This window comes from Pyrobaculum islandicum DSM 4184, assembly GCF_000015205.1.
GTDB lineage: Archaea > Thermoproteota > Thermoprotei > Thermoproteales > Thermoproteaceae > Pyrobaculum > Pyrobaculum islandicum.
Genome location: NC_008701.1, coordinates 761,406 through 786,391 on the forward strand (window position 1 = coordinate 761,406; position 24,986 = coordinate 786,391).

At 43.6% G+C, this 24,986-nt stretch carries 31 protein-coding genes and 1 pseudogene; 22 read left to right on the forward strand and 10 right to left on the reverse strand.

Annotated features, from left to right (window positions below; genetic code table 11):
- Positions 1–14 precede the first annotated feature (14 nt).
- The 4 genes from PISL_RS04380 (at position 15) to PISL_RS04395 (ending at position 4,184) form a co-directional block, all read left to right on the forward strand.
- Complete coding sequence (locus PISL_RS04380; RefSeq protein ID WP_011762602.1) at positions 15–929, forward strand: AAA family ATPase; 915 nt, start codon at positions 15–17, stop codon at positions 927–929.
- Positions 922–1,998 (forward strand): vWA domain-containing protein, encoded by a 1,077-nt coding sequence (locus tag PISL_RS04385; protein ID WP_011762603.1) that lies wholly within the window; start codon positions 922–924, stop codon positions 1,996–1,998. The genes PISL_RS04380 and PISL_RS04385 overlap by 8 nt, the downstream gene beginning before the upstream one ends.
- A gap of 27 nt (positions 1,999–2,025) precedes the next feature.
- Positions 2,026–3,075: a DNA primase large subunit PriL gene (locus tag PISL_RS04390; RefSeq protein ID WP_011762604.1), complete on the forward strand. Its 1,050-nt coding sequence runs from the start codon at positions 2,026–2,028 to the stop codon at positions 3,073–3,075.
- 320 nt (positions 3,076–3,395) lie between these two features.
- Complete coding sequence (locus PISL_RS04395) at positions 3,396–4,184, forward strand: N-glycosylase/DNA lyase (protein ID WP_011762605.1); 789 nt, start codon at positions 3,396–3,398, stop codon at positions 4,182–4,184.
- Here PISL_RS04395 and PISL_RS10680 read toward each other — a convergent pair.
- The 6 genes from PISL_RS10680 to albA all read right to left on the reverse strand — a co-directional run bounded on the left by PISL_RS10680 (position 4,111) and on the right by albA (position 8,082).
- Positions 4,111–4,404, reverse strand: a complete 294-nt coding sequence (locus PISL_RS10680; protein WP_167827618.1) for a hypothetical protein — start codon at positions 4,402–4,404, stop codon at positions 4,111–4,113. The genes PISL_RS04395 and PISL_RS10680 overlap by 74 nt on opposite strands.
- Positions 4,388–4,768 carry an aconitase X swivel domain-containing protein gene (locus PISL_RS04400; RefSeq protein WP_011762606.1) on the reverse strand — a complete coding sequence of 127 codons (381 nt, stop codon included), beginning with the start codon at positions 4,766–4,768 and terminating at the stop codon, positions 4,388–4,390. The genes PISL_RS10680 and PISL_RS04400 overlap by 17 nt, the downstream gene beginning before the upstream one ends.
- A 38-nt stretch (positions 4,769–4,806) precedes the next feature.
- Positions 4,807–4,929 (reverse strand): hypothetical protein, encoded by a 123-nt coding sequence (locus tag PISL_RS11530; protein WP_280531786.1) that lies wholly within the window; start codon positions 4,927–4,929, stop codon positions 4,807–4,809.
- Positions 4,930–5,343: 414 nt separating this feature from the next.
- Complete coding sequence (locus tag PISL_RS04405; RefSeq protein ID WP_011762607.1) at positions 5,344–6,465, reverse strand: aconitase X; 1,122 nt, start codon at positions 6,463–6,465, stop codon at positions 5,344–5,346.
- Between the two features lie 31 nt (positions 6,466–6,496).
- The gene (locus PISL_RS04410) at positions 6,497–7,771 is read right to left on the reverse strand and encodes a UbiD family decarboxylase (protein WP_011762608.1); all 1,275 of its coding nucleotides are present in this window, start codon (positions 7,769–7,771) and stop codon (positions 6,497–6,499) included.
- Positions 7,772–7,803: 32 nt separating this feature from the next.
- On the reverse strand, positions 7,804–8,082 hold the full coding sequence (gene albA / locus PISL_RS04415) for a DNA-binding protein Alba (RefSeq protein WP_011762609.1): 279 nt from the start codon (positions 8,080–8,082) through the stop codon (positions 7,804–7,806).
- Between the two features lie 87 nt (positions 8,083–8,169).
- Between albA and PISL_RS04420 the strand changes: the two genes are divergently transcribed.
- Both PISL_RS04420 and PISL_RS04425 read left to right on the forward strand, forming a co-directional pair.
- The gene (locus PISL_RS04420) at positions 8,170–8,967 is read left to right on the forward strand and encodes an ArsR family transcriptional regulator (protein WP_053240317.1); all 798 of its coding nucleotides are present in this window, start codon (positions 8,170–8,172) and stop codon (positions 8,965–8,967) included.
- On the forward strand, positions 8,967–9,464 hold the full coding sequence (locus PISL_RS04425) for a class I SAM-dependent methyltransferase (protein WP_011762611.1): 498 nt from the start codon (positions 8,967–8,969) through the stop codon (positions 9,462–9,464). Before PISL_RS04420 ends, PISL_RS04425 begins: the two co-directional genes overlap by 1 nt.
- Here PISL_RS04425 and PISL_RS04430 read toward each other — a convergent pair.
- The 4 genes from PISL_RS04430 to PISL_RS11690 form a co-directional block, all read right to left on the reverse strand.
- Entirely contained in the window at positions 9,427–10,446 is a 1,020-nt protein-coding gene (locus tag PISL_RS04430) for a phosphate signaling complex PhoU family protein (protein ID WP_011762612.1), read from the reverse strand. The genes PISL_RS04425 and PISL_RS04430 overlap by 38 nt on opposite strands.
- A gap of 130 nt (positions 10,447–10,576) precedes the next feature.
- Positions 10,577–11,680: a DNA topoisomerase IV subunit A gene (locus tag PISL_RS04435; protein ID WP_011762613.1), complete on the reverse strand. Its 1,104-nt coding sequence runs from the start codon at positions 11,678–11,680 to the stop codon at positions 10,577–10,579.
- A gap of 226 nt (positions 11,681–11,906) precedes the next feature.
- Positions 11,907–12,068, reverse strand: a complete 162-nt coding sequence (locus tag PISL_RS11685; protein WP_425331204.1) for a zinc ribbon domain-containing protein — start codon at positions 12,066–12,068, stop codon at positions 11,907–11,909.
- A complete protein-coding gene (locus PISL_RS11690) occupies positions 12,056–12,439 on the reverse strand; it encodes a hypothetical protein (RefSeq protein WP_011762553.1) in 384 nt (127 codons plus the stop codon). Before PISL_RS11690 ends, PISL_RS11685 begins: the two co-directional genes overlap by 13 nt.
- Before the next feature lie 27 nt (positions 12,440–12,466).
- On the opposite strand from PISL_RS11690, the pseudogene PISL_RS04445 reads away from it, so the two are divergent.
- From PISL_RS04445 to PISL_RS04520, 16 genes and pseudogenes are all read left to right on the forward strand, one after another.
- A pseudogene (locus PISL_RS04445) lies at positions 12,467–12,883 on the forward strand (zinc ribbon domain-containing protein); the annotation flags it as partial.
- A 38-nt stretch (positions 12,884–12,921) separates the two neighbouring features.
- On the forward strand, positions 12,922–13,581 hold the full coding sequence (locus tag PISL_RS04450; protein ID WP_011762615.1) for a hypothetical protein: 660 nt from the start codon (positions 12,922–12,924) through the stop codon (positions 13,579–13,581).
- A 4-nt stretch (positions 13,582–13,585) separates the two neighbouring features.
- Positions 13,586–14,182: a hypothetical protein gene (locus PISL_RS04455; RefSeq protein ID WP_011762616.1), complete on the forward strand. Its 597-nt coding sequence runs from the start codon at positions 13,586–13,588 to the stop codon at positions 14,180–14,182.
- Complete coding sequence (locus tag PISL_RS04460) at positions 14,175–14,474, forward strand: hypothetical protein (protein WP_011762617.1); 300 nt, start codon at positions 14,175–14,177, stop codon at positions 14,472–14,474. Before PISL_RS04455 ends, PISL_RS04460 begins: the two co-directional genes overlap by 8 nt.
- Positions 14,471–15,175: a nucleotide-binding protein gene (locus PISL_RS04465; protein WP_011762618.1), complete on the forward strand. Its 705-nt coding sequence runs from the start codon at positions 14,471–14,473 to the stop codon at positions 15,173–15,175. Before PISL_RS04460 ends, PISL_RS04465 begins: the two co-directional genes overlap by 4 nt.
- Positions 15,172–16,704, forward strand: coding sequence for a type II/IV secretion system ATPase subunit (locus tag PISL_RS04470; RefSeq protein WP_011762619.1), 1,533 nt, complete (start codon positions 15,172–15,174; stop codon positions 16,702–16,704). Before PISL_RS04465 ends, PISL_RS04470 begins: the two co-directional genes overlap by 4 nt.
- Positions 16,705–16,734: 30 nt before the next feature.
- Positions 16,735–16,983 (forward strand): hypothetical protein, encoded by a 249-nt coding sequence (locus tag PISL_RS04475; protein WP_011762620.1) that lies wholly within the window; start codon positions 16,735–16,737, stop codon positions 16,981–16,983.
- Positions 16,980–17,312 (forward strand): hypothetical protein, encoded by a 333-nt coding sequence (locus PISL_RS04480; protein ID WP_011762621.1) that lies wholly within the window; start codon positions 16,980–16,982, stop codon positions 17,310–17,312. The genes PISL_RS04475 and PISL_RS04480 overlap by 4 nt, the downstream gene beginning before the upstream one ends.
- A 29-nt stretch (positions 17,313–17,341) precedes the next feature.
- Positions 17,342–18,538 (forward strand): hypothetical protein, encoded by a 1,197-nt coding sequence (locus PISL_RS04485; RefSeq protein WP_011762622.1) that lies wholly within the window; start codon positions 17,342–17,344, stop codon positions 18,536–18,538.
- 30 nt (positions 18,539–18,568) lie between these two features.
- Positions 18,569–19,027, forward strand: coding sequence for a hypothetical protein (locus tag PISL_RS04490; protein WP_011762623.1), 459 nt, complete (start codon positions 18,569–18,571; stop codon positions 19,025–19,027).
- Positions 19,028–19,057: 30 nt separating this feature from the next.
- Positions 19,058–19,987, forward strand: a complete 930-nt coding sequence (locus PISL_RS04495) for a hypothetical protein (RefSeq protein WP_011762624.1) — start codon at positions 19,058–19,060, stop codon at positions 19,985–19,987.
- A 4-nt stretch (positions 19,988–19,991) separates the two neighbouring features.
- Positions 19,992–20,429: a hypothetical protein gene (locus tag PISL_RS04500; protein ID WP_011762625.1), complete on the forward strand. Its 438-nt coding sequence runs from the start codon at positions 19,992–19,994 to the stop codon at positions 20,427–20,429.
- 1 nt (position 20,430) lies between these two features.
- On the forward strand, positions 20,431–20,772 hold the full coding sequence (locus PISL_RS04505) for a hypothetical protein (protein WP_011762626.1): 342 nt from the start codon (positions 20,431–20,433) through the stop codon (positions 20,770–20,772).
- Position 20,773: 1 nt separating this feature from the next.
- Positions 20,774–21,457 (forward strand): hypothetical protein, encoded by a 684-nt coding sequence (locus PISL_RS04510; RefSeq protein ID WP_011762627.1) that lies wholly within the window; start codon positions 20,774–20,776, stop codon positions 21,455–21,457.
- Positions 21,458–21,486: 29 nt separating this feature from the next.
- A complete protein-coding gene (locus tag PISL_RS04515) occupies positions 21,487–24,486 on the forward strand; it encodes a hypothetical protein (protein WP_011762628.1) in 3,000 nt (999 codons plus the stop codon).
- Positions 24,480–24,980 (forward strand): hypothetical protein, encoded by a 501-nt coding sequence (locus PISL_RS04520; RefSeq protein WP_011762629.1) that lies wholly within the window; start codon positions 24,480–24,482, stop codon positions 24,978–24,980. The genes PISL_RS04515 and PISL_RS04520 overlap by 7 nt, the downstream gene beginning before the upstream one ends.
- Positions 24,981–24,986: the final 6 nt, after the last annotated feature.

Sequence of the window (24,986 nt, forward strand, 5' to 3'; positions counted from 1 at the left end):
CTTGTTTAACTACTGTGAAATTGTCAGAGTTACTGCAAAGACAGCCTATAGACGTCCCAAAGCTTATTAGAGAGAGAATTAAACAGATAGGCATAGAGGAGATTAAGACAAGGGTTAACCGCGTGTTAAAGGGTTTTGACGAAGTGATTTTAGACGTATTAAGCGGGCTGATGATAGGGCGGCCAGTGGTATTAGTCGGTACGGTCGGTCTTGGAAAAACTACGCTAGCTGAAACTATAGCAGAGATACTCGCGCTGGGGGATCCGCCATATGTTGAAGTAGCTTGTCATTCACATATGACTGCAGTAGATCTAACCGGCGACATAGATATAGCCGTGGCGCTACAAGCCGGCTTTGACCACCCTCTCTCCTACATCCCAGGGCCTCTCGTAATGGCGCATGGAACTGTATTGGTTATGGACGAGATAAACAGACTCAACCCCTATGCGCAAGCTGCCCTATTGCAAGCAATACAAGAGCATTATATATACATAAGGGGGTATAGAATACGTACAGATTTCGCGCTTTTAGGCACGGCAAACCCTAGCGAATATGAGGGCGTGTATGAGCTCTCGGAGGCACTTGCTGATAGGCTTAAATTCGTAGAGGTGAAGATGCCAGATAAGGAGTTACTAAAGTCGATACTGCTCTGGAAAGCCAAAGAGACTTTAGGCGACCTCAGCGCTGAGGTGCCTCCTAGACTTGCAGACATCTTAGCAAACTTCGCCCATGAGGCTAGGAAGATGGGCTACTCGTTGTCTGTTAGATCGCTTAGCTACGCCTTGGCAGACGCAACGGCCTTTGCTTGGACACAACATAGAGAGCCGAGCATACGCGACTTAAGAAAGGCCCTTATCTCAAATCTTTCGTATAGTATAGATGTAAAAGAGTCGCTGATTAATATATTTGATAAAACGTTAAATGAATGAACTAATAGATATATTGGCTTCACTTTATGAATGTCTTGGAGGGATTTCTGTTCGTAGCTTAATCTACGCTATCGCAGATATATATGCCAGGTCGCATCTTGGGGTGCTGGATAGAGAGAAAATCCTAGAAATCTTGGCCCAGAATTTAGCTGGCTCGTTACGTACAAGTCCAGGAAACGCCAAGAAAATCATAGAAAGCGCAATAGACTGTATACCGAATGCTAGAGTGATTTCTCCAGCGCCAGCTATAGGGTCTGTAGGCGTTGAAAAAGCGCCGACGCTCGCCCATGTAGTAAATAAATATGTGTCTCCTGATGCATCACCACGCGTAAAACTTGAAGTTATAAGGAGGATAAATCTTCCACAAGAGGCTGTTAAAGAGGTTGAGGCTAAAATCACGGCACGTAGTGAGGGATTTGCATATATAAAATCGGCTGTAAAATCAATCAAACAGTACTACCCCTATGTCTCTATCTCAGATGTAGATTTGATTAGAACCGCCATGTCTATCGCTAGGAAAGCTCTACAGAATAAACCTATTTCGGACACAGATATCTACATACGTGAGTATATACACATAGTAGATAAACCTATCTATATAGCTCTAGATGTCTCAGGAAGCATGAAGGAATATATAGGAGCCTTGACAAAACTTAAGGTCGCAAAAAATGCCATAGCCAGATATCTACATCAAATGGCACATCTCCGCGGCTTAGTTTCTCTAGTCTTATTCAACACAGACGCCGACTTTATGTGGACTCCTCATCCCGTCAACATATACCTAAGAGATATGATAGAGATACTGAAATACATATACGCTATGGGCGGCACTGAGTTGGCCTCTGCGCTTGAGCTCTTACAAAGCCATGAAATCTCTCGTGATATTGTTATAATTACAGACGGAAGAACACACGATCCTGATAAGGTTTTAAACTTAGCCAAGAGATTTAAAAGACTTCATATAGTGGCGACAGAGAAAAGTCAATTCTTAAAATCGTTAGCTAAAACAACCGGTGGGAAATATAGGGAGTTGACACCCACACTAAATATACTTGAGGTACTTAGCTAGTTTATAAAAGCCGAGGTAAATACATTTGTGAGTTGTAATATTTCCATAAGCGAATCGGCATGCTATTTCCCATTTCTTAACAGATCTATGGCCTATCTCTCTAGAAGAGGTTTCTCTTTAGATTTCGTACTTACAAATAGCGCTTTTATTGAGAAGGCAATAGAGCGGTTTAAAAAATCGCTAGGACGCGAACCGTTTAACCCCCGCCAGTGTTTAGACACACCAGAGAATATAGCTGTAGCTGCTAGGTTAGCTTTATATATCGCAGCTGCTACAAAAAATACGTATATATTACGAAGGTTTATAGATTCAGAAAGTAAAAACTTTACAATATTGTTGAGAAAGATACCAGGAGTACAAGATCCTAGATGTAAGATAGAGATAGCTAAAGACTTGGGCATATATGCAAAACAAGCAAGTGAAGTTGTCTCAGGCGCTATAGTAGCTGTATATAACCTACCCATGGCTGTTAGATGGGTATCTTACCTCAGATATGCACCGCAGGATCCCTACTGGGCTATGATAAATAGGCCGGTGATTAAAGGCTGGGTTATTTTACCTATGGAGGACTTTGAAAGACTCCTTGAGGAGGCTTATGAAGAACGCATGTTACAAATTGTGAGAGAAAACGAACTAGCTGTAGGTAGAATCGCTACAGCAGTCGACATGACACAGCTTGAGGACGTAATTAAAAAGTATGCCCAAAGACCCGTACAGCTGTCTTACCAACAAACAGAGGGGAAAGATCCTCCATGTATGCAAGCAATAATAACTGCGCTTAAAAATGGCGAAAATCTTCCTCATACAGCAAGATTTGCTATAACGACGTATTTAATTAAGAGAGGGTGGGATTTAGAACAGATAGTTGAGTTATTTCGCTCATCTCCTGACTTTAACGAAAAAATTACGCGGTATCAGGTAATGCACATAGCCGGCCAAGTTGGAGGGCGAAAGGAATATGCAGTACCTAGTTGTGAAACTATGCATACGTGGGGGCTTTGTCCAACAAACCTTGGTTGTGGGGTGAAAAACCCGCTTCAATATGGACGTAAATCTATAATTAAGAAGAGTCCATAAATTTTACTGCACTACTTTATATCGCTGACCCTGCGTCAACAGGAGCGCCTCTCTGCGGTTGTGATATCTACAACCTTCGCCGAGAGAGAAAGGCGAGAACACATCACACTTGACCTTTAGCGTCGCTAAAGGTCAAGTAAAGCGGGAAAGACAGATACTGAGGGAGGAGGTGGAAAAATGGGGGTTATTCTACAAAGTCCGTCGCATGGGCAACACCGGCTGTTGGTGGTTGTCTTCGCCACTTTCATGAGTGAAACTTTTGGCTTGTTCACATATGTTTTCCATTAAGTTATAAATCTGAAACTACTCTATAGCCAGCTATGGGAGAAAAGCAAGAATTTAAACAATTAGTAGATACATTAGTTAAATATATAGACGTTATTTTACAGCTTGAAAAAAGAGATCCGCAATATCATGCAGTATGTCGCGTAGTCCAAAATAACGACGAGCTAACCGCCGCAAGACTTACGATGTTGAACGCCCTAGTTAGCTACCGGCTTACTGGAAGGGGGGAGGAACATTGGGAGTATTTCGGCTGGTATTTTTCGAGAAGGGTAAAAGACGTCTGTGACGATTTCTTAAAGTATATAGAGACGAGTCCTTATCTTAAAATTGGCATAGAGACTAGGAAAAAGCGCGTAGCTAAGGCTTGTGGTTACGTGCCAAAGCTAGAAGATTTAGAAAAGACACTCAACGACCTCTCTGTTTTACTTAATGCAAAACGTGAACAAAAGACACTTGTGTTTGCCATAAAGATGTTAAACTATGTCTACATGTGTAGCAGGGGCGTTAATAGACTTCTGCCATTTAACATACCAATACCTGTTGACTACAGAATCGCATATTTAACCTGGTGTGCAAAGTTAATAGATATCCCGCCGAAAGAGGCTATAAGACGGTATAAAGAGGTACAGGGTATTTGGAATAAAGTTGCAGAAAAAGTGGGGATACCGCCTCTACACTTAGATACATTGCTTTGGCTGGCCGGACGGACGGTTATCTATGGCGAAAATATACACGGTATTCCACAAGAAATTATTGCCGTATTTCAGAAACGAGAAGATTGTACGCCTCTTTCAAAATCGCGCGGAGAGATTTCTGAGGAGTAAAACGTTTCAGAAGGACGATATACTCACCGTCTGGTTTTATATAACCGCCCTCTACCAGCCTGTCTACAACCCTTTGCGTGACATCTTTTCCAAGCCAAAATACTGACATCCTGTAGGTTTTCCAGTACTTAAGCTTTATCTTGCCCTCTTTACGAAGCGCCAATTCCTCAAGCATCAGGAGGGCCAACTTTGACAGCGTCTCTCTACTTACAGATTTCATAAGCCCCGGTCTCTAAGTCAATATTTATACATTTGGCATCTACACGCCCCTCAAACAATGGCACGCCTGCTAGAACACATGCGGTCACCAACATTAGATCTGGCTTCTCTGCCACAATAGCAAGCGGGGATTTCCCCCTCTTCGCAGCATTCCATAACACGTAGGGGCCTACAGTCGAGCCTTTCACATATGGAAGCGCTAAGATTTTTCCAACTATATTTATGCCAGCTAAAACTCCAGTCTTTGGATCAAGATCCCCTAGAAACGAGACCGGCCGTTCCAACTTCACTATCTCAGCCGACACGTGGCCTCTCCCTTTTACCAGTGGCTTAAGCCGCTGGTCGGCAAGGTAGTACATGTACATATAGGGCCTTGAGAGATATAAGTTTTATACCTAGGTACCTAGAGGGAGTCGCTATGTTTAATCAACCGTAGATACCTCCTGTATGCCCTCCAGAAGGCCTTGTTATGCGGTCTCGGCAAGTCGCCTGCTGTGTCAGGAGTATGCGTCGGCTCGTGAGCCACAGCCCTAAGCCTATCCTCGCAAATAGGCTAGGCAAAGAGGGAAACGTGTACATGTTCACACCGCCGCAATACCCGAAAGAAGAAGAAACGTGTAACCTAACCATCGGCAATGACGTACGTCAAGCTACGACGAAAAGACGGGAGGTTATTTTACGGGATTCATTGCATGAGCTACGCAGACAGTCGCGAAACTGCGAGGGCGTTCTGAACGTGGTGTAGACCGATGTTAAAGCTTCTGGCTTGGTCTTGTGTATTGTAATTAACAGAAATTTTAACCACGCCACTAGACCCCGAGGTCTGGCTACTGGGGGGCGGGCGAACGCGAGCCCCCTATGACCCGTCCCTTCCAAGTTGCCCAACGGTAACTGCGGACAAGCCCGAGCCTATCCAGAGAAGGCTGGCTCGTGAAGGGGGCTAAGCGTAGGCAAGCTCTATACATTTCTCTTTTCTGCAGGGGATTACTCTCACCTCGTGGAGCTTCGGTATGTAGAATGCCGCCTTCAGCGAATTCGTGGCAATAGACTTAAACCTCCTAGTGAATGGCGATACTACTAAACATGTCCCTGCAAAGATTATTATATTGAGGCGCGAGGCCGTCTCGGCCAGTTTACCGAGTTGTTTATAGACGTGTGGAGAAGTCGAAATATAGATCGGCCTCTTGGCAGGCCCCCTCTTTTTCACCTCTTCCAATACCCACAGTATTGTATCTGGATCGGCGAAGGGGCAGCCTATATATACTGCGTCTGGCGTCTCCACATCGCCTAGGTATTTCGCAACGTCGTCTCTCGAAATCGTGATCTTGTCGCGGAAGTCCCCCATATGTAGATACTCCCACCAATGCGGCGTAACCCCCTCGACAACTGCGAAGACCATGGAGGAGTAGGTAGAAAGCGCAGCGGCGAACTCCCTCCGGCTTTCCTCGTCTCGGAAAACAGCCCCGCTGAGGTAGGGCACCCCGGAGCCTAGGCGCTCGCCTATTAAGGCTCCCACAACACCAGCCTCCAGCGAGTCTAAGGGGCCTACGTCGATTTTAACATACGCCGTGGGACGTCTGCCCTCGAGGGTATATAGGGGGGTCTTAGGCACAAATCCGGCGATTGCACCCAACAACGCGAGAGGACCAGGGTTCTTGTCTGACCACGCATCTCTGAAGGTGTTTATATAGGTGATAGCGTTTGACTCCGCCCACGCATGAAACGTCCGTGGCCTAGTTAGGATAAAGTCATAAGGAGTACACGATGATATAGTAGATACACCCATAGCCCATAAGGCTTTATATATCCTTCTCTGTCCCTCTAAGGTCTCTTTATCTATCTCCAAAACTCCGCCTAGGTCTGTCGCGGCAGGGTTTGAAGTAGTAAATACAGACACCTTGGCCCCCAGAGAAACGAGAAACTCTAGAAACTCCACGCCATGCTCTCCGATGGTTAAGTAAGAGACCCCTGATATATGTGCCGTCTCCACTGGTACTACCTCGCCGCTAGAGATAACATCTGCGATTTTTAATATCGCCTCTTTAGCGTACTCTTGTGCCACCAGTTTCGAGCATACCCCCCTATATATCTCTTCAATCTGGAATCTTCGCTTTTTCGAACAGAGAGGGATCTGCGTCTAAAGGTCTAGTGGCATCTATGCCTATTTTATGAGTTAAACCTTCCTCATTGAGAGCGACTGGGTCAAGTGTTGAGCCTCTTACGTAAGGCACTACAAACAAACCTCTGTCAGCTCTGAGTCTTGTGGCTATAGCCCACTCTATGGCGACAGGGTCCTCCGGATCTATGTCACTATCTACGGCAATTGCTATTTTCAAACTGGGGTGAGCTGCAAACGCGGCTAGAAGCGCGTTTTTTGCGTCACCTTCTACAGATTTGTCTAGTGAAATCACCGCCACAAGCCAACCAAAGCCGCCTTTTGTTAACCTGACTTTCTTTACCCCAGGTGTGACAGATTTCACAGCTCTCCATATCTTTGCCTCTCTTTCAAAACCCATAAGTAACATATGCTCTAAGCCGGCTGGCAGTAAGTAGTGTAGATATGCCTCTTCACGTAACACGAAAATCCTCTCCACCCTTACAACGGGTTGAAGCCGCACTCTGTCATAAACGCCGATTATGTCAACAAAGGGCCCCTCCTCAGCATACTCCCGCGTTAGAAACCCCTCTATTATGACCGACGCCATAAAGGGCGCCACAGCCCCATTTTCTAGTTCAACTACCTTAATACCTCCCATAAGACGAGATGCGACCTCTAACTCAAAAACTCCATAAGGAGGTGAAGACGCCGCAGCTAATAAAACCAGGGGATGTACTCCCCAAGCAACTGCTATGGGAACTTCTCTGCCCTTCTCAATACTGGTTTTATATATTTGGTAGAGGTGTCTAGGTACTAGTCTTACCACTGCCTTCTTATTTCCAACAGGAGAGAACCTATGTATAGATGCATTCATAACGCCGTCTATCCCTACGCCAATTATCACACCAGATGTTATATAGGGCTTTGCCTCTTTTTCATAGTAACGTACCATTGGCAGATCATATAGAGACTCTAGTTCTCTATACATATCTCTCCACGTAGATACGCTCTCTAACTTAGCAGGGTTCTCCTCCGCGTTTAAAAGTTTGACATATGCCTCCTCGTCGTTTTTAACTCCGAGATAGAGGTAGAGCTTCTCTCTAGTGTCTATAACATTACCCACTCCGACAAAGCCCTTGCGTACATTCTCAAAAACAGGGGTCCACCTCCCCTCGGACTCCTTTAGAATTTTGGCAATAGTAAACTCGCCATATGGAGGGTGGTAAGATCGGACGTTAGAGAGACTCTTTATAATAACGCCAAGCGACATTTAAAAAGGACTTTCGGCGTAGAAAAAACACCTTAGGCCATTTCAAGTACTATCTCAACGGCGGCAACTGTCCTCTCTCTGCCACCTTGGCCTTGCACTTTGTCACTGAGCAACTTAATATCTTTTATCTGAACTTTACCGGGCAGGAATCTGTCTCTTACCATAACTGCGGTTGATACGGCCTTGGAAATTGCAGCGCCTCTAGCTTTTAGCACAACTTTTTTAACGCCGGCGTTGAACGCCATTACTGTTGCAATTACGTAATTTGTCGTTGGCTTTTTACCAACTAGTATTGTCTGTTCTGTCGCCATAGGTGAGCCTCCATAAATGGGGTTTTTAACAATTTCGCCTTACTTTAGGCGTTTGAAACAAATATTACCGAACCGTAACTTTCCATCGTGGAACACGTTATATATGAAACAGCTAGAGGTAGAAGGCGGGAAATAGTGCTTCTTTTACATAGGGAGGGGCCTATGACACTTACAAAACTCAGAACATCGTTGAATATTTCGGCGTCTGTACTATTGTTTGAGCTTTCTGCGCTAGAGAACCTAGGCGTTGTAAAAAGAGAAGAGTCCCTGGTACGTTTAACTGACCTTGGAGAGAAGGTTGCATCGATAATTTCAACGCTAGAACCTCTTAAGTCACTTACACTCCCCCCTACGGCCAGTCTTAGACCTTTGGTCATCTGGCTTCTCCTATCGCCACATCTGCATATAACTACTCTTGTAATACTTACAACATGGATCCTCGCCTTAATAGTTGGAGCTTTACAAAACCCCCCGTTGACCTTGTTCGGCGTTACCTATGTTGGATATTACCTCCCACTTTCGATAAGACTCTCTATATATCATTCTCTTGCGATTTCACTTTCATCAATCGCTGTCATAATCTTGACAACATACATACTCTCCAGGAAGAGAATAAAGCCTCTTAAGACCATAGTCGGCGTAATTCCATTGGCCTTATATCCCTCTACTCATCTCACGCTTGTACAAATCGCCTATTCACTAGAATTTGTATATTTAATCACTCTTTCGCAAATACTGCTTTTCCTAACTCTACTGCTTACAGCTACTATGTACGCAACTATGTACTCGCTGGAAGTAGGCACGACATATGAGCAGACGCTTATCCATGCGCTTATAGTATTTTTTGTAATACCGGCATTGTTGTATATGATCCCCATACGCTAATGACGTATAAACCGGCCGAGGACAGCTACTTGACTTTAGAAATGCTTAATGAGGTTAGGGGAGATGTGTGTATAGATGTTGGAACTGGTTCCTGTATCCTGGCTAAAGCGCTTGTCGAAAAATGTAGACTCATAATAGCGGTAGATATAGAAGAAGAAGCATGTAGAACATGTCCAAATAACATAGACGTAATTTGTAGCAATGCGACAGAGACGTTAAGAGGTGGTGATGTTGTAGTATCTAATCTCCCCTATTTACCTCCTGAAGAGCCCATAGACCTAACAATACACGACCTAGGTATTATCCCAAGAGTACTTAGATGGATATCAGCGAATAGGCCACATACTGTGATTCTCACCTTTAGCTCACTGGGGCGCGCCGACTTTGTATTTGAAGCACTAAGATCTACATGTGTAATCTTAAAAATAGCAAAACTACACCTTTTCTTTGAGAGTATATTTACTGTCGTTGCTGAGTGCCAGAAACCTCGCCGATGACTATCGCCTTATCTTTAAGCCTAATACGGCCGAATGATTCTACGATATCACCTATGTACTCACCTATTCTAATTGCACTTTCTTTAGCTACAGAGGTCGCAGGGTCTGGAAACGCCTCTTCACGTCTTACCCTATGACTCCACGATGTAATCTCACTTTGAAGTTCTGCGATTTTCTGCGGCGACGAGTCGCCTGTTAATAATGCCTCTGCTTGTTTAAGAAAGCCGGCTACATTTGCCAATATAGGTAGAACAATACGCATGTCAATTTTCTCCTCTTGGCTTACATATGCAATTCTACAAATGTGATCAGCCATTCTCTCGATAGATTTTGCAATTATTACATATTCAACAATGTCTCTGGGATCGTCAATCTTTAATTCGAGCATTATGTATCTAGACATGGCGGCCCTTTTAAGTTGGCGCTCCATGAGCCAGTATAATCTGTCCACCTCGTCGTCGCGTTCAATGATGTCTCTAAGCATTGCGACGTCGTCTTTCTCCAGACCTGTTATTAGATCACTTAACATATTTCCGACTAGGCGCAACATCTTTCCAGCAATATCCGCCACAGCTAACTCTGTGGCAGATACCATAGACTGAACAATAAGCTTGTCGCTAGCCTCTTCTACGATCTCCATATCGACGACTCTACGTCGGATGAAGTCCTTAATCTGCTTTCTAAGCCCCATAGTCGCTGGCGAAAACCTGACAACGACCGTCTCAGCCCCGCCTATATACAGCGCCATAAATAACTTCTCTACTTCCTCAACGGCTACAGGCTGGTTTATAGTAAGTTCGGCAACTACACCTACACGCTTACCTAATTTCTTAGGGATAACCACTAAAGTGTCATCTGGCTGTGTTACGATAATTACCTCGTCTCCTGGCAGAAGAGATATCCGCTTGGCCCACTCCTTTGGAAGGCTAACTATAAGAGTTGCCCCGCCTGTAAGCTGGACTTTTCTGACCTCGCCTTGCATATATCTAAATAGACGCCATATATAAATATATTTAGATCTGCAAAAAAAGAGTATTCCATATCCTCTATATAACTCAGATACACCAGAAGTTTAGAACCTAACACAATACAAGCCTCGGCTAGTCGAGTTGTTAGTCGATAAATTTCTGGTTTCTTATCTTATCCCGTAGATAGTCGTGTAAGAATTTTAGGCCGTGTGTAGATAGTGCCTCTATTTCTACTTTTTTCTTCTTCTTTAGGAATAGGTTTATCTCCTTAGTCCATTCCGGTTTTTGAAACCAAGGATATCTGAGCAACTCTTGTGCTCTTTTGATATCCCGGTCGTTTGCAGCTATGACATAATTGTCCGAGATCTTATAAGCATCTATATCAGTCGCGGTTAGTCCAAGAAATTTGGCATTTGGCGTGGCGAGTCTCTCACTCTCATAGCTAAGCTTTATAGAGCCGCTCTTATATACAGAGTAAATATACCACCCATAGGGATCGCCGTCGGTAAGGACATAGACAGGAAGTTTATACTCCTCATTGAGTCTCCTAATGAATCTCCGCGTAGCTCTATCCGGCATGCCCTTTGCAGTGACCAAAATTGCGTTTTCCTGGCTCCAAAACTTCTCTCTAACTAGGCGTTGAAATATTGCATCTTTCTCCACAACCAGTACATACGCGGCCTCTACTTTTATAATCTCCAGCGCATCTACATTAACTGGGAGGCTTAGTGCTGTTTCACCAAATTTACTCGCATCTAACTCGTAGCCCTGTGATCTAACTACGATAGGCCCTACAATCTTTCCCTTTACATCGGCAGAGATCCCCATCTCCTCTCTAAGTACGTTTGTCGCGACTTCTATATCCTCAATTACGGTGTTAGACTCTGTTTGCTCATCCCATGTATTTTCTCTGTGTACCCTCCCTAACGGATCTTTAAATACTATGGTATGTTTGCCGTTGTAGTAGAGGTCACGTATAGTGGGATATACATCTTCTCTAATAGCCTCCACAATTAGCCGGAGCATTAGAACTGTTTGCATAAATTTACGCGACTCCTTAACATCTAGGAACCTTCTGTGCATTTTCTCCGGCCCTAATTTTAACATCTTAGACTTCTCATCCCATATGGTATTACTGAGAGTTCTAGCTGGTATCTCCATAACGGGCTCTCTTAATTCGAGAATTGACTTGGCTAAGTCATGTCCCCAACTTTCCAAGCGTTTGAGAATTTCAACTCTACCGCTCACGCCCGTTTCTGGTTCTCAGTATAAAAATTTCTCCGTCACGTCCCCCTACCTCTCTCTTGGCCTCTCCCTGGGGGGCTTGGGGGTCTGTTTTGGGTGTGCCGGGGCGGGGGGTGGGTCTTATGTGGCCGTAGGTCGTCGATTTTCTCCGTCTGCCGCCCGGGGCCGGCGTCGTTCATGTGGGAGGTGTAGTTGGGGGGTTAGGTGGTGGTCGCCGAGGGGGTTGTTTCTAGCCCCCAGTACCTCTTCTCCGCCATGTCATGGGGGCGCTGTCTCTATGTGCCCCGAAGCCGCAGGTGGGGCAATGCATTACGCGGCCCCTCTCCTCCGCCATCTTAGCTCCACAACGGGGGCAGACCGTGCTGTAGAGTCGCTCCTCTACATATGGAATGCCGTACCACTGCGCCTCTTCAGCTGGCCGAGGCCGTCTAGGAGGTGTTTCTTCTCTCCGCCCCCCTCCTTCAGCTCTCGGTAGCTCTCCTCCTCCACTGCGTCAACTACGACGGCGGCTTGGTGCTCTCTGGCCAACTTTATGATCTCGCGGGCGGCGTTTATAACGACGTCGCGGATTACGCCGTAGCGCTTTGTCTCAAGTTTCCACAGCTGTCTTTGGAGATCCAACGCTCTGCGTGGGTCTCTGTCCTCGTCCACACGCGCGAGAGCTCTACTAAGCCGGCTTATGTGGGCATGAATCCTCTCAAGCTTCCGTATCCGCTCTTTCTTGGGGAACTTCTGCAACTCCACAACTCTGTCGTCGGCCACGAGGCCAACCTTTATGTAGTGGTCTAGGCGGTTCCGTTAAACGCCCAACTGGGAATCAAAAATGAGAAAGACATAAGCAGAGTCGTCTTTGTCGACCTAAAGAGCGGCGTTCTCAGAGTGCGGAAGTTGGGCATACCGCCGTTTGTTGTAAAATTGAAGAAGGGCGACATCTCTTGGATCAGAAAACGGTTGGAGGAGGGCGCCAGACTCAAGTTGGCGTTCTTGGGCGTAGGAAGACGGAAGGGCAAGAAAAAGCCGACCTATGACAAGCTCTACGTCGCCCCCGTCTTCACTAGAGAAGTAATGCCAGTGGAGTCCAAGGCTATCGTCGTCGATGTCAACCGCCTTGACCACAACATCATGGTGGGTCTCATCGTGGACAACAAAATCGTCAAGCGGATGAGACTTCCAGACGAAAGTGTGATAAGAGAGTTGAGGAGACTAATCGCTCCTAATATGCTTTTAAAAGGTATAGTAATTATGTGTATAAGCCAAGGGTAGACCCATGTATATTCTTACATGGAGATCCAGACGCCTGGATTTTGTTACTAGGAGAGAAGTTTGTCGGAGAGTTAATTAGAAGGTTTAGACATGTGGCGCGAGATATAGACGACTTAGTTCGTTATTCGGTGGAAAATCCAGGCGCAGTAAACATAGGCCTTAGAGGGCTGGAAATAGGCGGTCACTATAGAGATGAATGGATGTTATTTATTGAAAGCGGCTACCTCTCGCCTGGTGCACGTACGAAATGGCCCTATGTGCAAAACAATACAAGCCTAGACGTTAGAATCCAAGTCTCGCCATGTTATCTACTTACATCTTTAGACAAACCAGGCCGTAGGTATGTGTGGAGAAATAGAGCGTCATCGTTATTTCATTGGATCTCTGATATACCGCGTTATAAGCCTCTGGAGGTTTTTAGAAAAGCATTTCCTGCCCAGTTGAGAGAGTTAGCAAAACGCGGCTATGCGTGGGTTGCTTGGAGTAGGTGGAGAGATCGACATAATAAACATCTGGCTGAGTGGCTCTACTGGCTTGATACTGGGAGAATGGCGCATATAGATGCTATATTAAGCAGAAGGTGCGAAATGCCGTATTGTACAAAAAACCAAGGCGCCGAAGTTTTGTACGTATCAACGTGACGATATGAAGCCCCTACTAAAAGATGTCATAGATGTACTTGGTGAGGGGTGGAAGATGTACTGGGGCCTTCCGCCAAACGGCGTGTATTTACTAAAGGAGGCGTATATGGCAGATCCTGAAGATATAGAACATCTCTGCAAGTCTGGAGACAACATAGTGATATATATAGCAGCGACATTTGGAGGTCTTAACATAGTCTATGGGAGAGTTAAGCCAAGACCTCTTAACTGTCCTGTTGCCACCTTTATAAAGAACTTTAATAAAAGAGATATAAAAGCTGCAGTAAAGACATTAATAGAATTTGCACTACTAGTAGAAAAGTTACCACTTTTCCAAATAAATCCAGAGGTTGTGCGTTTTGCCGGTCTCTGTGAGGAGTATCCCCTTATTTGCGAAGACCCGCTTGTAATTGTTAATGCCCTAAAGAAAGTCGAAGCTAGAAATAGGAATAAGCCCGTCTCCGTCTTTACGTCTCAGGAGCTTGTCCTACGTGAATTAGTAAGAGTCCTTAGAGATAAGATAGAAGTAGATAGTAAGTTTATCGAAGTTGTAAAAAAAGTGATAGAAGACCCCGAGAGATTACAGATATGTTATGCTTGACATACATACCTTAACTCTGTTAAAGAAGATTCAAGAGATGTGTAAAGAGGATGTTTTTTACTCTAGACATAAGGACTTATGTATTGCTGTAAGGATAGCACTTTTAAATATAAAGGGCAGAGGTATTAAACTTCGTCCATCTCTGATAAAACTAGATAGCCTATCAGATAAGAAAGTGGCCTCTTATATACTGAAAGAGTTGAAAAAAGAAGTTGGGCCTATTGCCGATAGCGAGAGTTTAAGACAAGCAGCTATCTCGCTGGTATATAAAAAGCTTGTTGAACTAATATGAGGCCGGTAAAACTCGTCGTTATTACTTCTCTCGACGGCGGAGTTGGTAAGACTACCTTAGCAAGCGTTTTAGCTGTGGCTAAGGGATATACATTGTTAATAGATATGGATTGGGAAAAGGCAGATCTCTCACAACTCTTTAGAGTCCCCAAAAAGCCAGGCTGGCTTGCGCCTTTTTTAAAGGGCGGCCTTCCGTATGTGCATAAGATATCGCCAATACTCTACTTAATGCCGGGCTATGAAGCTTTTGAGCTATACCAAAGGTTTGGAGAAGACGTAGTTAAAGACTATGTTGAGGCAATGCTTGAGTGGGTAAGCTACATGCCGAAATTTATCGGTAAGCTAAAAATTCCAGTAGACACGGTAGTAATAGACACGTCAGCTGCGTTAAGAACAGAACTTTTATCTAAGTTGCAAAGTTTTGGAGTATTCAACATCTTTATGGCAGATAGACGTTTAATCTCTCGAATTTCCGATATAAAAGCCGAACACTATAGGCGTTATATGGCGTATTCTACTCTAGCAGTTGTAAATATGGTAGAAAAAGACGAGCTTAAGATGGCTAAGAAGATAGCTCCGGTTGTCTTAAAGAGGGTGACTATTAACGATTATTATGGCGAGTCTATTGCTAGTTCAATATTACGAGATAGAGATAATAGGAAGTCTATTGATAATATTCTAACTAGAATAAAATTGTCATGATATACGCGTCTACAGATAAAACATTAAGATCTAGATGTTGGCTACGTAAAGAGGGTGTAATTGTAGACCGTGGCGTTAGAACTGACGTCTGTATTACAGAAGACCTAATGTATGTAGTGATAGATCCAGAGATTCCAGACGATTTACAAACAGCGCTTCTTCTAGTTATGTTTAGAGGTGCTGTACCTCCCGATGAGAGAGAATATCCAAGGGTTATGAAATCTATTGCCGAAGGCCTTAGAGATAGAACTATATGGTCTCTTTACAAAGATTATAGAGATGAAGTACATTACCTCCTTGACCGTTGGTCAGGGGCGCGGGATTACATGGGCTATGGTGCGTTAGAGACGTTGATGAGAGATCCCATGTTGACAGAGATTGTAATTCCGCAGTCTGTGGCGCCAAGCGCTAAATATACCTATGTGCCTAAGAATCTAAAGGAACAGCTAGAATATTTAAGATTTCAAATGATAGAATTAGGGAGGTACAGGCGGGTTATTGCCGTTAGAAATGAAATACGTCTGCCGACGAATATAGTGATACCTGAGCCGTTGATGTACGTCGTCGTCAAACAGCTGTTGCCTTCGTTAACTATGGACAGACCTATGCTTACGAGAGAGGACCCCATCTACAAGGCGAGGATAGCTGCAGATTTACTTGAGTATAATGTAAACATACGTAAGATTTCGTCATATCCTAAACCATCTAAGGCATTATTAAAGCCGTATGTCTTAAAGCCAAAAGTCAATAACGAGACTAGAGATGTAGATGTGGTAAACCCCGAGAGTCTTGAGTTATTGGCATTTGCCTCATTAATAATGGAGACCAAAGGAAGTGTGATGTTCTCAGGCGGCATGGGCTCAGGAAAGACAACTCAGCTAAATCAACTTCTTTACTTAATTCCGCCGTGGTTTCAAGTGGTGGTAATAGAGAGAGGCGCCCGCGAGATTTGGGCTCCGTTAGAAGGGCAGTTATTACATTTGTCTGTGCCAAACGAAGATAAGCTATGGGCGGCTTTAGACCAGGCTTTGAGATATGGCACTATACATACAATTATTGCGTTAGCCGAAGCTAGAACGCCGGCCGAACTAAAGACGTTGATTAATTATAAATTGACAGGCCACGGCGTTTTGACGACAATACACGCAGACACAGTTAAAGACGCCGTGGTTCGTATTATAGAAGCTGAAGCTCCGCCTGAGGGTCTTGACGGCATATTAGTAATTCAACTGTCCGCAATAGCCGGCGCTAGATTTGTAAAAGAGGCAAGGGCGGTGGCAGTAACCAAGGGGAGTGTTGAGGTAAGAGATGTTGCAGAGCTGACGCCTAAGATTTCGGCATATGTCAAAGAGATGTATAAAACTGACTTAAAGAGCGAGCTTGCGTTGAGAGTAAAGGCTTTGTTAAAAGCGTCTGAAATAGACGATTTCCTTATTGCTAGAAAGACAATAGAGGAGATGATATGGCTAAATCGTATTGATTTTAAAGCTTCGCTTTTTGAAGAGGCAAAACGTTTTGGCTATGTATAAACTTTATCTCGTAACTATACGGCGTGACACATGATGTTAAAAAGAAAATCTTTGGCAGAAGCTATAGACTCTATTGTATATGGAGAAGGCGAAAATATAGAGACTAAAAGAGAGGAGAGTTGGCAAGAATGTCTAGTCAAAGCGCTTGTAGAGATGCCTTCTGATATTGCAGATAAAGTCATATCGGCGCTACCGCCAGAAGTCTTGTTAAACATGTTGCAGAGCAGAGAGGATCCATATATCAAACTAGCCCTACTCTTATTGAACAAGAGGAGATGATAGAAAAGAAAGCTATAAAGAAGGGGCTTACGGCTTCAACGGCCAGGTGGATATGTGAGTTGTCTAAAGAGCTAGGCGTAGATGAAAAACGATTTTTCAAAGCGGTATTAAAACTTGCAAAACATGGCATTTGGCTAGAGGAGGAAGATTGGCGTATTATTGCCAAAGCGCTTGACTTATCGAAACATTTAGACATGGCTATAGACTATATCATACGTCGAGTGACATCAGGGGAGTCTCCTGAAAGAGTTGTGAAAGAAATGCCGAAGGCCGTAGAAAAGGCTGGAAAGCTAGCGCATATAAGAGAGGTGTTGTCAAATCTATTGTAAGTTTTTTCATCACAAGCTTTGACACTTGTATGCGTAGAGAAGATTTCTACATCTTGTCAGCGCCTATTTTTGCGACATATCTAGGCGCAGTCTCTGGTTCAGAAGCTTTAAAATATACATCTTTTAACGTAGCCGAACTTGATGAAAAAGAGTCGCGTCGGCTTTTCATATCCTCTCTAATGTCTTCGCCATCTTCTCTCTTTCTGGAGGATAAGGAGGATGTCGCTAGACAGGTTGGATACGCTTTAGCACAAGAAGAGGCTGGAGTAGACAGATCTACGATTGTACATTCGTTTTTAGAAAGCATGAAGGCGCTTGCGTCTTCAAAAATTGAGGCTAAAATGAGGTTGTATGAGTCTATCGCCTCTTCATTAGGTGCAGTATTCTTACTACCTCTTTTTCTTTTATTTCTCTGGGCAATAGGCATACTTGTCATAGATCCCCTCATCCTCTTGGCGTTAGTCTATGGCATAACTATGGCGTTGGGGACCATGGCGATTGTTATAACTCCGACAGATTTAGACATATGGAAGACCTATGAATGGTCTATACCTTTAGGAATTGGTATTGCGACTATAGCCATGTTGTGGAATCTTCCCGTAGCTTTTCTAGCCTTTAGTTTAACAACATGGCTATGGCTAAAGATCAGAAATAGATTGTGGTGGTTTAACATAAGGAGGGAAGTTCCGCCGATGTTAAGATCTGTGGCCGCTATGCTTAAAGAGGGGGCGCCGCCTGAGCTTATATTAAGTAGACTAATGGGAGTTTTTAAAACAGCAGCCAAAATAGCATATGGCTATTATGTGCCTTCTCGTTATTTTGTATTAGCTAAGGCGATGTATAAAGCCATAGTAGAGGCTGGGGGTTCAACAGCTATTAAATCAGTTGAATACATACAGTCGATAATTGACATAGAGACTACATCTATTAGACGTATGGCAAGGCTATCTTCTGCATATTTCGCCTTATTTATTGTGGCAGTAATAATTCTCTCTATGGCTGTGTCATCTGCTGTAAAACACTTGGCAAGTATAGACGTAAGTTACAACCCGTTTTTCCTCCCACCCCCCTACGACGAAGTAAGACAAGTATTGACAACTGCAATGTCTCTCATTGCCGCCAGCTACATCTCTGTGTTCTTACTGCCTCTTGGTATACACTATTCGACAATGTTGGGAGGCGCTGTAGGCGTCGTATTACAACATATCATAGCTCTCTTAATCTAAAGTTTTTCCACTATTGTCGCAAAGGTCTTTATGCAAGCTAGAGGACTTACGACCGTTGAGTCTCTGCTTATCGCAGCCGCGTTTATAATCGTCGGCGTCATAGGCGTGTTGACATTTCAAGGTATAGGCAAATCTGCTGCCGAGTCGTTAAGAGCAAATGCCATTGTTACGGCAGACAGAGGGGGGTTTGACGTAACAGTAGAAGTTCTTAACGGCAAAGTGTCTGCAGTATACGTTAGATATGGGCCCTCGGGCGGACAATTAAGCGCGCCTATCGTCGGCTCTTGTATTGTTGCACAAAACAGCCAAATACAAACAAATGTCCCCTCTACCAATTTGCTCCTAGTCGCAGGCCAATCGGCTACTTGTAGATTTACAGCTACGTTACAGTCAGGTGTCCAATATACATACGTGGTCTATGCAATAGATGCAAATAGCGGAAAATCTATCCAAATAGCTAAGGGAGTTGTAACAGTAGGAATATCCTAAGGTTTTTCCACTAACTTCCTCTCTTTTTTCATGGACAAGATCTACATACTCTTGTTATTGACGGTAGCGACGTGGGGTCAGATAGTGAGTTGGCTTCCGCCTTATGCACAATTAAGCCAAGCCTATGTTTACAACGCTACACACTTTCTAGTGTATTTAGATGGAGACACTATATATGTGACACAGATCGGCGTAGTTTTTAATGGCACTAGCGCCGAGAGTAAAGCGGCTTATCAATACCTAATTGAACAGTGTAAATATATTGCTTTAGATGTAAGAAACGTCACTGCAAATGGAAAGCTATGGCTAGCCGATGTCTATTGTTCTAAAGATGGCACTCTGTGGATGTGGCTAGGGTGGCTCCCACTGAGGTTTATGGCGTATAGAGGCTATGTCGAATTTATGAATGCAGATAATATCACTGTTATAACGCCGGTTGGAACGTACGCCGGCTACATCCCGGCTGGGTGGTATTTAGATAGGAGGACGAAGACCGTTTTCAAATTCCCCAGCTTCAACTTAACGTTAATTGAGGAGATATACAGACTTGACAAGATAATAGAGGAGATGAAAATACAACTTAGTCAATACTCAGTAAAATATAACAAAACGAGTACTCTACTAGCTCAACTTGAGAACCAGATAGATGTATTAAGTATACAAAAACAAAAACTAGAGGAGTTGCTTAGACAGAGAGAAAACATGGTAACAGCCCTATCTACAAATTTACAGATGTGTATTTCTGAAAATGAGATATTAAAGAGAAAATTGGCAGAACTAGAGGAGTTAAATAAAGCTCTTTCATTAAAACTAACAAACTTAAGTAAAGCGTATCTTCAACTAAGTCAGAACACTCTAGAAAAACAAGAAGGGGGGAACTCCACAATCTATCTGCTTGTAATCGCGCTTACGGCAATAGTGATATTTCTCTTCATCTATAGGCGTCGTTTAGAGGGTTAAGACTATGGAAGATTTTATTGCCGCATACGTCTTTGTAATTGCCCTCTCTATATTAGTCGTGTATACGGCAGCGGTGCTAAAGCCGTTTATATTTACAAATGTCGTCGAAGTGCCAATAGCGCCGTCAAAAGAATTGCCGACGAGACATATCTACGTTTATAGCTCAGTCTCTGGACTATATGCGGTAGAGTATGAGGGGCTGGATGTAGAGGAATTTAGAAAAGCCATGGGTGTACCCGGCGCTCTAGTTGCAATATTTGAAGTATATCCTGGTGGATATCGTTGCGTAAATTATGCCAACTATACGGTTAAGCTTGGCCCAGACCCATATACGGGGCTTTGGTGTCCACCGCCTTTTAAAACAGAGACAAAGCCCTATTGTATACCAATAGGAATCACCTCACGCGGACGTTGGCTATTGGTACAATACCGTTGTCCATAACATGCATTTTGTAAGAGATGTCTTGGTTTTTGTAGGTCTTGCCGTCTTAACTACGGCAGTTATCTCGTCTCTCCTCCCTTTAAGAGAGGGCGTTGTTACACTACCTGCCTGTTCTAGTTGTGAATTAAAGCTAAGGGGCGGGTATGTAATAGTTCAGGAGAATGACTCAGCTGTACTTTACTTAGGCACTAAAGCTGTTGTAAAATTTGGATGGGCTTATTACAGAGGAGAGCCTCTTGAAGTAGGACAAAAGATTGTGTGTGACCCAATGTATATCTATGTAGTGGGAGGAATTGTCTACGTAAGTTGTGACGACGAAATGCCAAAGATAGGCAAGTGGTGATATGTGGTCAACAGCTTTTGGAATAATTACGTCGGCTTTTGTGGTTTTTGCTATTGTATATGCCACGCTACATGTGCCACATATATCTAATATAGATGTTATAGATCAACTATATAATGTAAAACTTTACCTCAATCAAAGCCTTAATTCATTAAATTATACCCAAAATATAGAAATATTTAGAGAGTATGTAAATATTACAAGAGTTAGAGTAGTAAATATAACAGTTAGCTACAACGGGTCTGTTGTCAAATATCCATTGTTGTTTCCACTTGGCCATAAGGTGTTAGGACGGGAGAGAAATGTGGTCTACCAACTATATGTAGATATCAAATGGTGTAGACCTACTCTCTTGCCAAGTGGCACATTGGCGTATCTGTACGAAATTAAAATAAGACATTCGATAGACATATTGCCTTGGCTAGAGACTAAGGCGCTTGTGCCAATTAGTGATAGTCTCTTCCGGCATTATTATGACGTGTGGAAATCTACTAACAAACCGCCTGTGTTAGGTCTCTCTCCGCCCCCAAATACGACATATGTTAGAGTAGCAAAGGCGTTAATTTACAGCACTAGAGAGGACGATGTAAAGCTCTACGTAGTAGCGCCATCTCCAGTGATATATATCATTGATTATCCGCTCGAACTCCCACTGGCTTGTCCCAACGCATTTTCCCAAAACTAAAGTTTTTCCTATCTTCGATATTGTTTACTATGCGTATTGTAATATTACTACTCCTCTCTATATTAGTATATTCGCAAGTTGTAACTTCTGTAACATGTAAGAAAGAGTTTGAATTTCAACTAGACACTTCCTCAGTTGTTACAATTTCTTTTTCATTTAGTGCGTTAGCTCCGCTTGGAATGGGAGGTCAGACTGTAGTTTTTACAGAGGGTCAACAATGGGTTGAAGTATGGGGAGAGAGGTTTCTCAACTTATCTAAGTTATTAGTCGCATCTACTGCCACATCTGGACTATGGGATAGAGATCTGACCTACTCTCTCACTCTAGAATACTTTAAGCCGGGAGACAGTTGGGTTATTGGAGAGTACTTCTGTAAAGCTAGGTATGACAACGGCTTGGAGGTTATACAGATTTACTACAAGGTAGAGAAAGAGCCGGCGCGTGAAGTTAGACAAATATCATTCGTCGTGTTGCAGACACAAGTTCTATATAGAACAGAGGAGAGAATTTATGTCTCTCTACGCCCAGATGTCTACTACTCATGGCTTACGTCCCTTTGTAAAGAACTGCCAGACAGTCTGACGTGGCCCCGGTGTACGCCCTACACGAGGGATAACTACGTAGTCAGCGCCTCCTCGCCTAGGGTTTGGAAGGCGTTAGAAATAAATAGTAAGAAGCCTGGCGAGATAGTCGTATTGAGAAATGTCTACGCCGTTGTTCCAAACCCGTGGCTGTATGGAGAGTGTTATCTAGGGAGATGCTCAGCGTCTATATCTACAGACAGGGGGATTGTTGTCTATATAGGCGATGTATATAACATACCGTTTTCTAAGAGAGTAGACATCTCTATAATTGCAGCGCCTATTGGATGGGGCGAAATTGAGGTTAGGCCGCCGAGACAAATTCCGCTGTATGTCTCACGTGTAGTACAAATGGGGGGTTTTTCATGCAGACCGCCCGACTGCTTTGTAGTAGATGAAGTTGGCAATGCAACATGGATAGGCAAAAATTGGGTTTGGAACTGGACGTTGGCGTCTATCGCAGTTAAAACGCCGCACATCTTGGTGCCATATGTAGCCGTGGGACTTGTCCAAGATGGACAATATTCTGCGATAGGTAGAGGCGTGTCGGTGTATATGCCTTTAGGCTCAGTCGCCGTTTTAAAAACTACAGTATTATGGCGTTTAGAGATGGGAAATAAGTCTGTTTGGATAGGCTCAACTCCTGGCACATACCTCCGCGTAGTAGATGATAGAGGCAATATCGTAGATTATGAAGAAGCTGCCTCGCGTGGCAAATTAGAATATCGTGTGACGAATATGCCGCTTTCCAATACCAAATGGGCTGTCTTTGAGACTGCTGTAGATGAGACATTTCGGAAAGTCTATACTGCATGGTATTCGCCACCAAATCCATGTAGCCAATGGCCTAGGCAGTTGCTCAACTGTGTACACCTACAACATGTATATACAAAAGTAAATGGCACTTTCCTAAGTTACACCAGGGTCGGGACAACAAATAAATGGCCGGTCACACACCTAGCGCTTATCGATTGGCTAATTCCAAAAATCCCACGTATATGCGGACGTGACAGGTTTAGCGACTTTATGAGCTTAGTTGTAGGAGATCCAGCTCTGTACTTCTGGCATACATACCGACTTAGGACTTACGAATTTAACCCGTCGACTGGTGATTGGGATATACCAAGAGAGTGTGAGTACCCACCGCCGCATCAAGTATCTATGTTAAGTTCAGTTTACAACACGGCCTCCTACCGTAACACAACACGTGGATTTGAGAAGTTGTACTTCGAAACAGCTGAAGGAAACGGTACATTTTACAACTATGTTTTTGAAGGCGTAAATGGGTATGAATACCCGGCGGGCTGGACCGACGTGTTGCCACTGGGGATACCGTCTATGACAACAAATACGACAAGTCCCTGGCTTGTGTTTCTAGTGCCAACTACGGCGTGCAGATCTATCATATGTACAAGCCTAGATGTAACTCTCTGGGGGCCTACGCCGGGGCCTACTCCAGATCTAGCTCTCCCTGGTGCTGGTTACTCTTTTCTAATTATATATACAGGCACTATTAAAAATATAACTATACGTATATTTATAGAAAAAGGATTTGTAGCATATATACAGAAAGGTGTGATATATAAACCAGTGGAAAACTATATGTTAACAGAGGTTAAAAAACTCTGGAAACCCTTGGACGGCGTATACGTAGGTCCAGGCTGGTGGACAGAGTATAAACCTCTTGTTTCATGTCAATACTTATCGTTAGGTGAAAAGTCGATATATGTCACTCCAACAGATTGGGCGGGTCCCCTGATCTTGACGATTGAGGAGTTTTCAGAGGGCGCGTCTAAACGCTATAGTTACGTCTTCTTCATTTCTAACAACGTCTCGTATAGAATAGACGTAACTTCGACAACGCCGCAAAACTTCACCACGTTATACCTCAACGTGTCGTTATCGCTATACGTAAACAGAATTCCCTATTTCCACGGCTATGTTGTAATAGGAGAGGGAGGGAGAGTCAGGCCATATATTTGTAAAACTGTAGATATATTGTCACATTCGTTTTTTGGCGGCGTTGGACAAACTTCGCAACTTACAACAAATGGTGAATTCTGGGGAGAAGTTGATATAGTGGACAGAATTAGGTTAGTCGATAAATTTGTTATACCGAGCTTTGAAATAGTATATTTTTCAAGAGGAGTTGTAAAAATAAACGCAGAGGGACCTGTCATAGGTTTTGCGTTCTACTTAATGCGTAATGGTATATGGACAAAAGTAGGAGAGGCGCTGGGGTCGTGCGTATTAATTAACGCTACTTTAATATATCCCTGGGATCCACTACTCGTATTGCCTATAGTTAAATACCACATAGAGGCACGGGCTGGAGATGTTGTAGTGCTATGGCGTCCAAAACCGTCGCTTTTCTTTAAAACTTGGGCTGACTCAATGGGATATTCTATTGGCGTGTCTAGTACATTAGAAGTACTAGGCAAATGTTAACGCTTAGGTATTTACTATCGCTTATAGCAGCTGTATTAGCCACAGCTATTGTGTCTCTTGTGGCGGCGTATGCGCTACAACATGCAGACCCCTTGATAAAGAGCGTTGCAACGTCGTTGGCAAGCGGGAAGTCTGCCAAGTCGGAAATTCCTATTTCGCTACGTAAATATAAGGTGGACTATACATATAGTGAAGGCCGCTGGGTTTTAACAAATAGAGGCGGCATACCGCTCTATGCAGTTGGCGTAGGCGTATGTCCAGACTCTATAAATGTCTTCTTTAACAAAACTTACAGCTCTACTAATAACACAGTACATATATCTAAGTGTTCTATTATCTTGCCGTCTATCGAAATGATACATAACTCAGTTGTATTTACACATGTAGTACCTCTCTGTCTCACAGGCACAGATTTTAAGACAGAGGTTGTAGAACAGAAATACATCTATGCGAATTTCACAATTAGGGTCAGAGCCGTTGTGGTAAATTGCTAAAGTTTT

Excerpts from the sequence above, each read along its gene's own strand:
- PISL_RS04395 (WP_011762605.1), top strand. The coding sequence starts at position 3,396 with ATGGGAGAAAAGCAAGAATTTAAACAATTAGTAGATACATTAGTTAAA.
- PISL_RS04500 (WP_011762625.1), top strand. The coding sequence starts at position 19,992 with ATGGAAGATTTTATTGCCGCATACGTCTTTGTAATTGCCCTCTCTATA.
- PISL_RS04520 (WP_011762629.1), top strand. The coding sequence starts at position 24,480 with ATGTTAACGCTTAGGTATTTACTATCGCTTATAGCAGCTGTATTAGCC.
- PISL_RS04455 (WP_011762616.1), top strand. The coding sequence starts at position 13,586 with ATGAAGCCCCTACTAAAAGATGTCATAGATGTACTTGGTGAGGGGTGG.
- PISL_RS04410 (WP_011762608.1), bottom strand. The coding sequence starts at position 7,771 with ATGTCGCTTGGCGTTATTATAAAGAGTCTCTCTAACGTCCGATCTTAC.
- PISL_RS04490 (WP_011762623.1), top strand. The coding sequence starts at position 18,569 with ATGCAAGCTAGAGGACTTACGACCGTTGAGTCTCTGCTTATCGCAGCC.
- PISL_RS04480 (WP_011762621.1), top strand. The coding sequence starts at position 16,980 with ATGATAGAAAAGAAAGCTATAAAGAAGGGGCTTACGGCTTCAACGGCC.
- PISL_RS04475 (WP_011762620.1), top strand. The coding sequence starts at position 16,735 with ATGATGTTAAAAAGAAAATCTTTGGCAGAAGCTATAGACTCTATTGTA.
- albA (WP_011762609.1), bottom strand. The coding sequence starts at position 8,082 with ATGGCGACAGAACAGACAATACTAGTTGGTAAAAAGCCAACGACAAAT.
- PISL_RS04465 (WP_011762618.1), top strand. The coding sequence starts at position 14,471 with ATGAGGCCGGTAAAACTCGTCGTTATTACTTCTCTCGACGGCGGAGTT.
- PISL_RS04495 (WP_011762624.1), top strand. The coding sequence starts at position 19,058 with ATGGACAAGATCTACATACTCTTGTTATTGACGGTAGCGACGTGGGGT.
- PISL_RS04425 (WP_011762611.1), top strand. The coding sequence starts at position 8,967 with ATGACGTATAAACCGGCCGAGGACAGCTACTTGACTTTAGAAATGCTT.
- PISL_RS10680 (WP_167827618.1), bottom strand. The coding sequence starts at position 4,404 with ATGAAATCTGTAAGTAGAGAGACGCTGTCAAAGTTGGCCCTCCTGATG.
- PISL_RS04470 (WP_011762619.1), top strand. The coding sequence starts at position 15,172 with ATGATATACGCGTCTACAGATAAAACATTAAGATCTAGATGTTGGCTA.
- PISL_RS04460 (WP_011762617.1), top strand. The coding sequence starts at position 14,175 with ATGCTTGACATACATACCTTAACTCTGTTAAAGAAGATTCAAGAGATG.
- PISL_RS04430 (WP_011762612.1), bottom strand. The coding sequence starts at position 10,446 with ATGCAAGGCGAGGTCAGAAAAGTCCAGCTTACAGGCGGGGCAACTCTT.
- PISL_RS04505 (WP_011762626.1), top strand. The coding sequence starts at position 20,431 with ATGCATTTTGTAAGAGATGTCTTGGTTTTTGTAGGTCTTGCCGTCTTA.
- PISL_RS04400 (WP_011762606.1), bottom strand. The coding sequence starts at position 4,768 with ATGTACATGTACTACCTTGCCGACCAGCGGCTTAAGCCACTGGTAAAA.
- PISL_RS04485 (WP_011762622.1), top strand. The coding sequence starts at position 17,342 with ATGCGTAGAGAAGATTTCTACATCTTGTCAGCGCCTATTTTTGCGACA.
- PISL_RS04510 (WP_011762627.1), top strand. The coding sequence starts at position 20,774 with ATGTGGTCAACAGCTTTTGGAATAATTACGTCGGCTTTTGTGGTTTTT.
- PISL_RS04385 (WP_011762603.1), top strand. The coding sequence starts at position 922 with ATGAATGAACTAATAGATATATTGGCTTCACTTTATGAATGTCTTGGA.
- PISL_RS04515 (WP_011762628.1), top strand. The coding sequence starts at position 21,487 with ATGCGTATTGTAATATTACTACTCCTCTCTATATTAGTATATTCGCAA.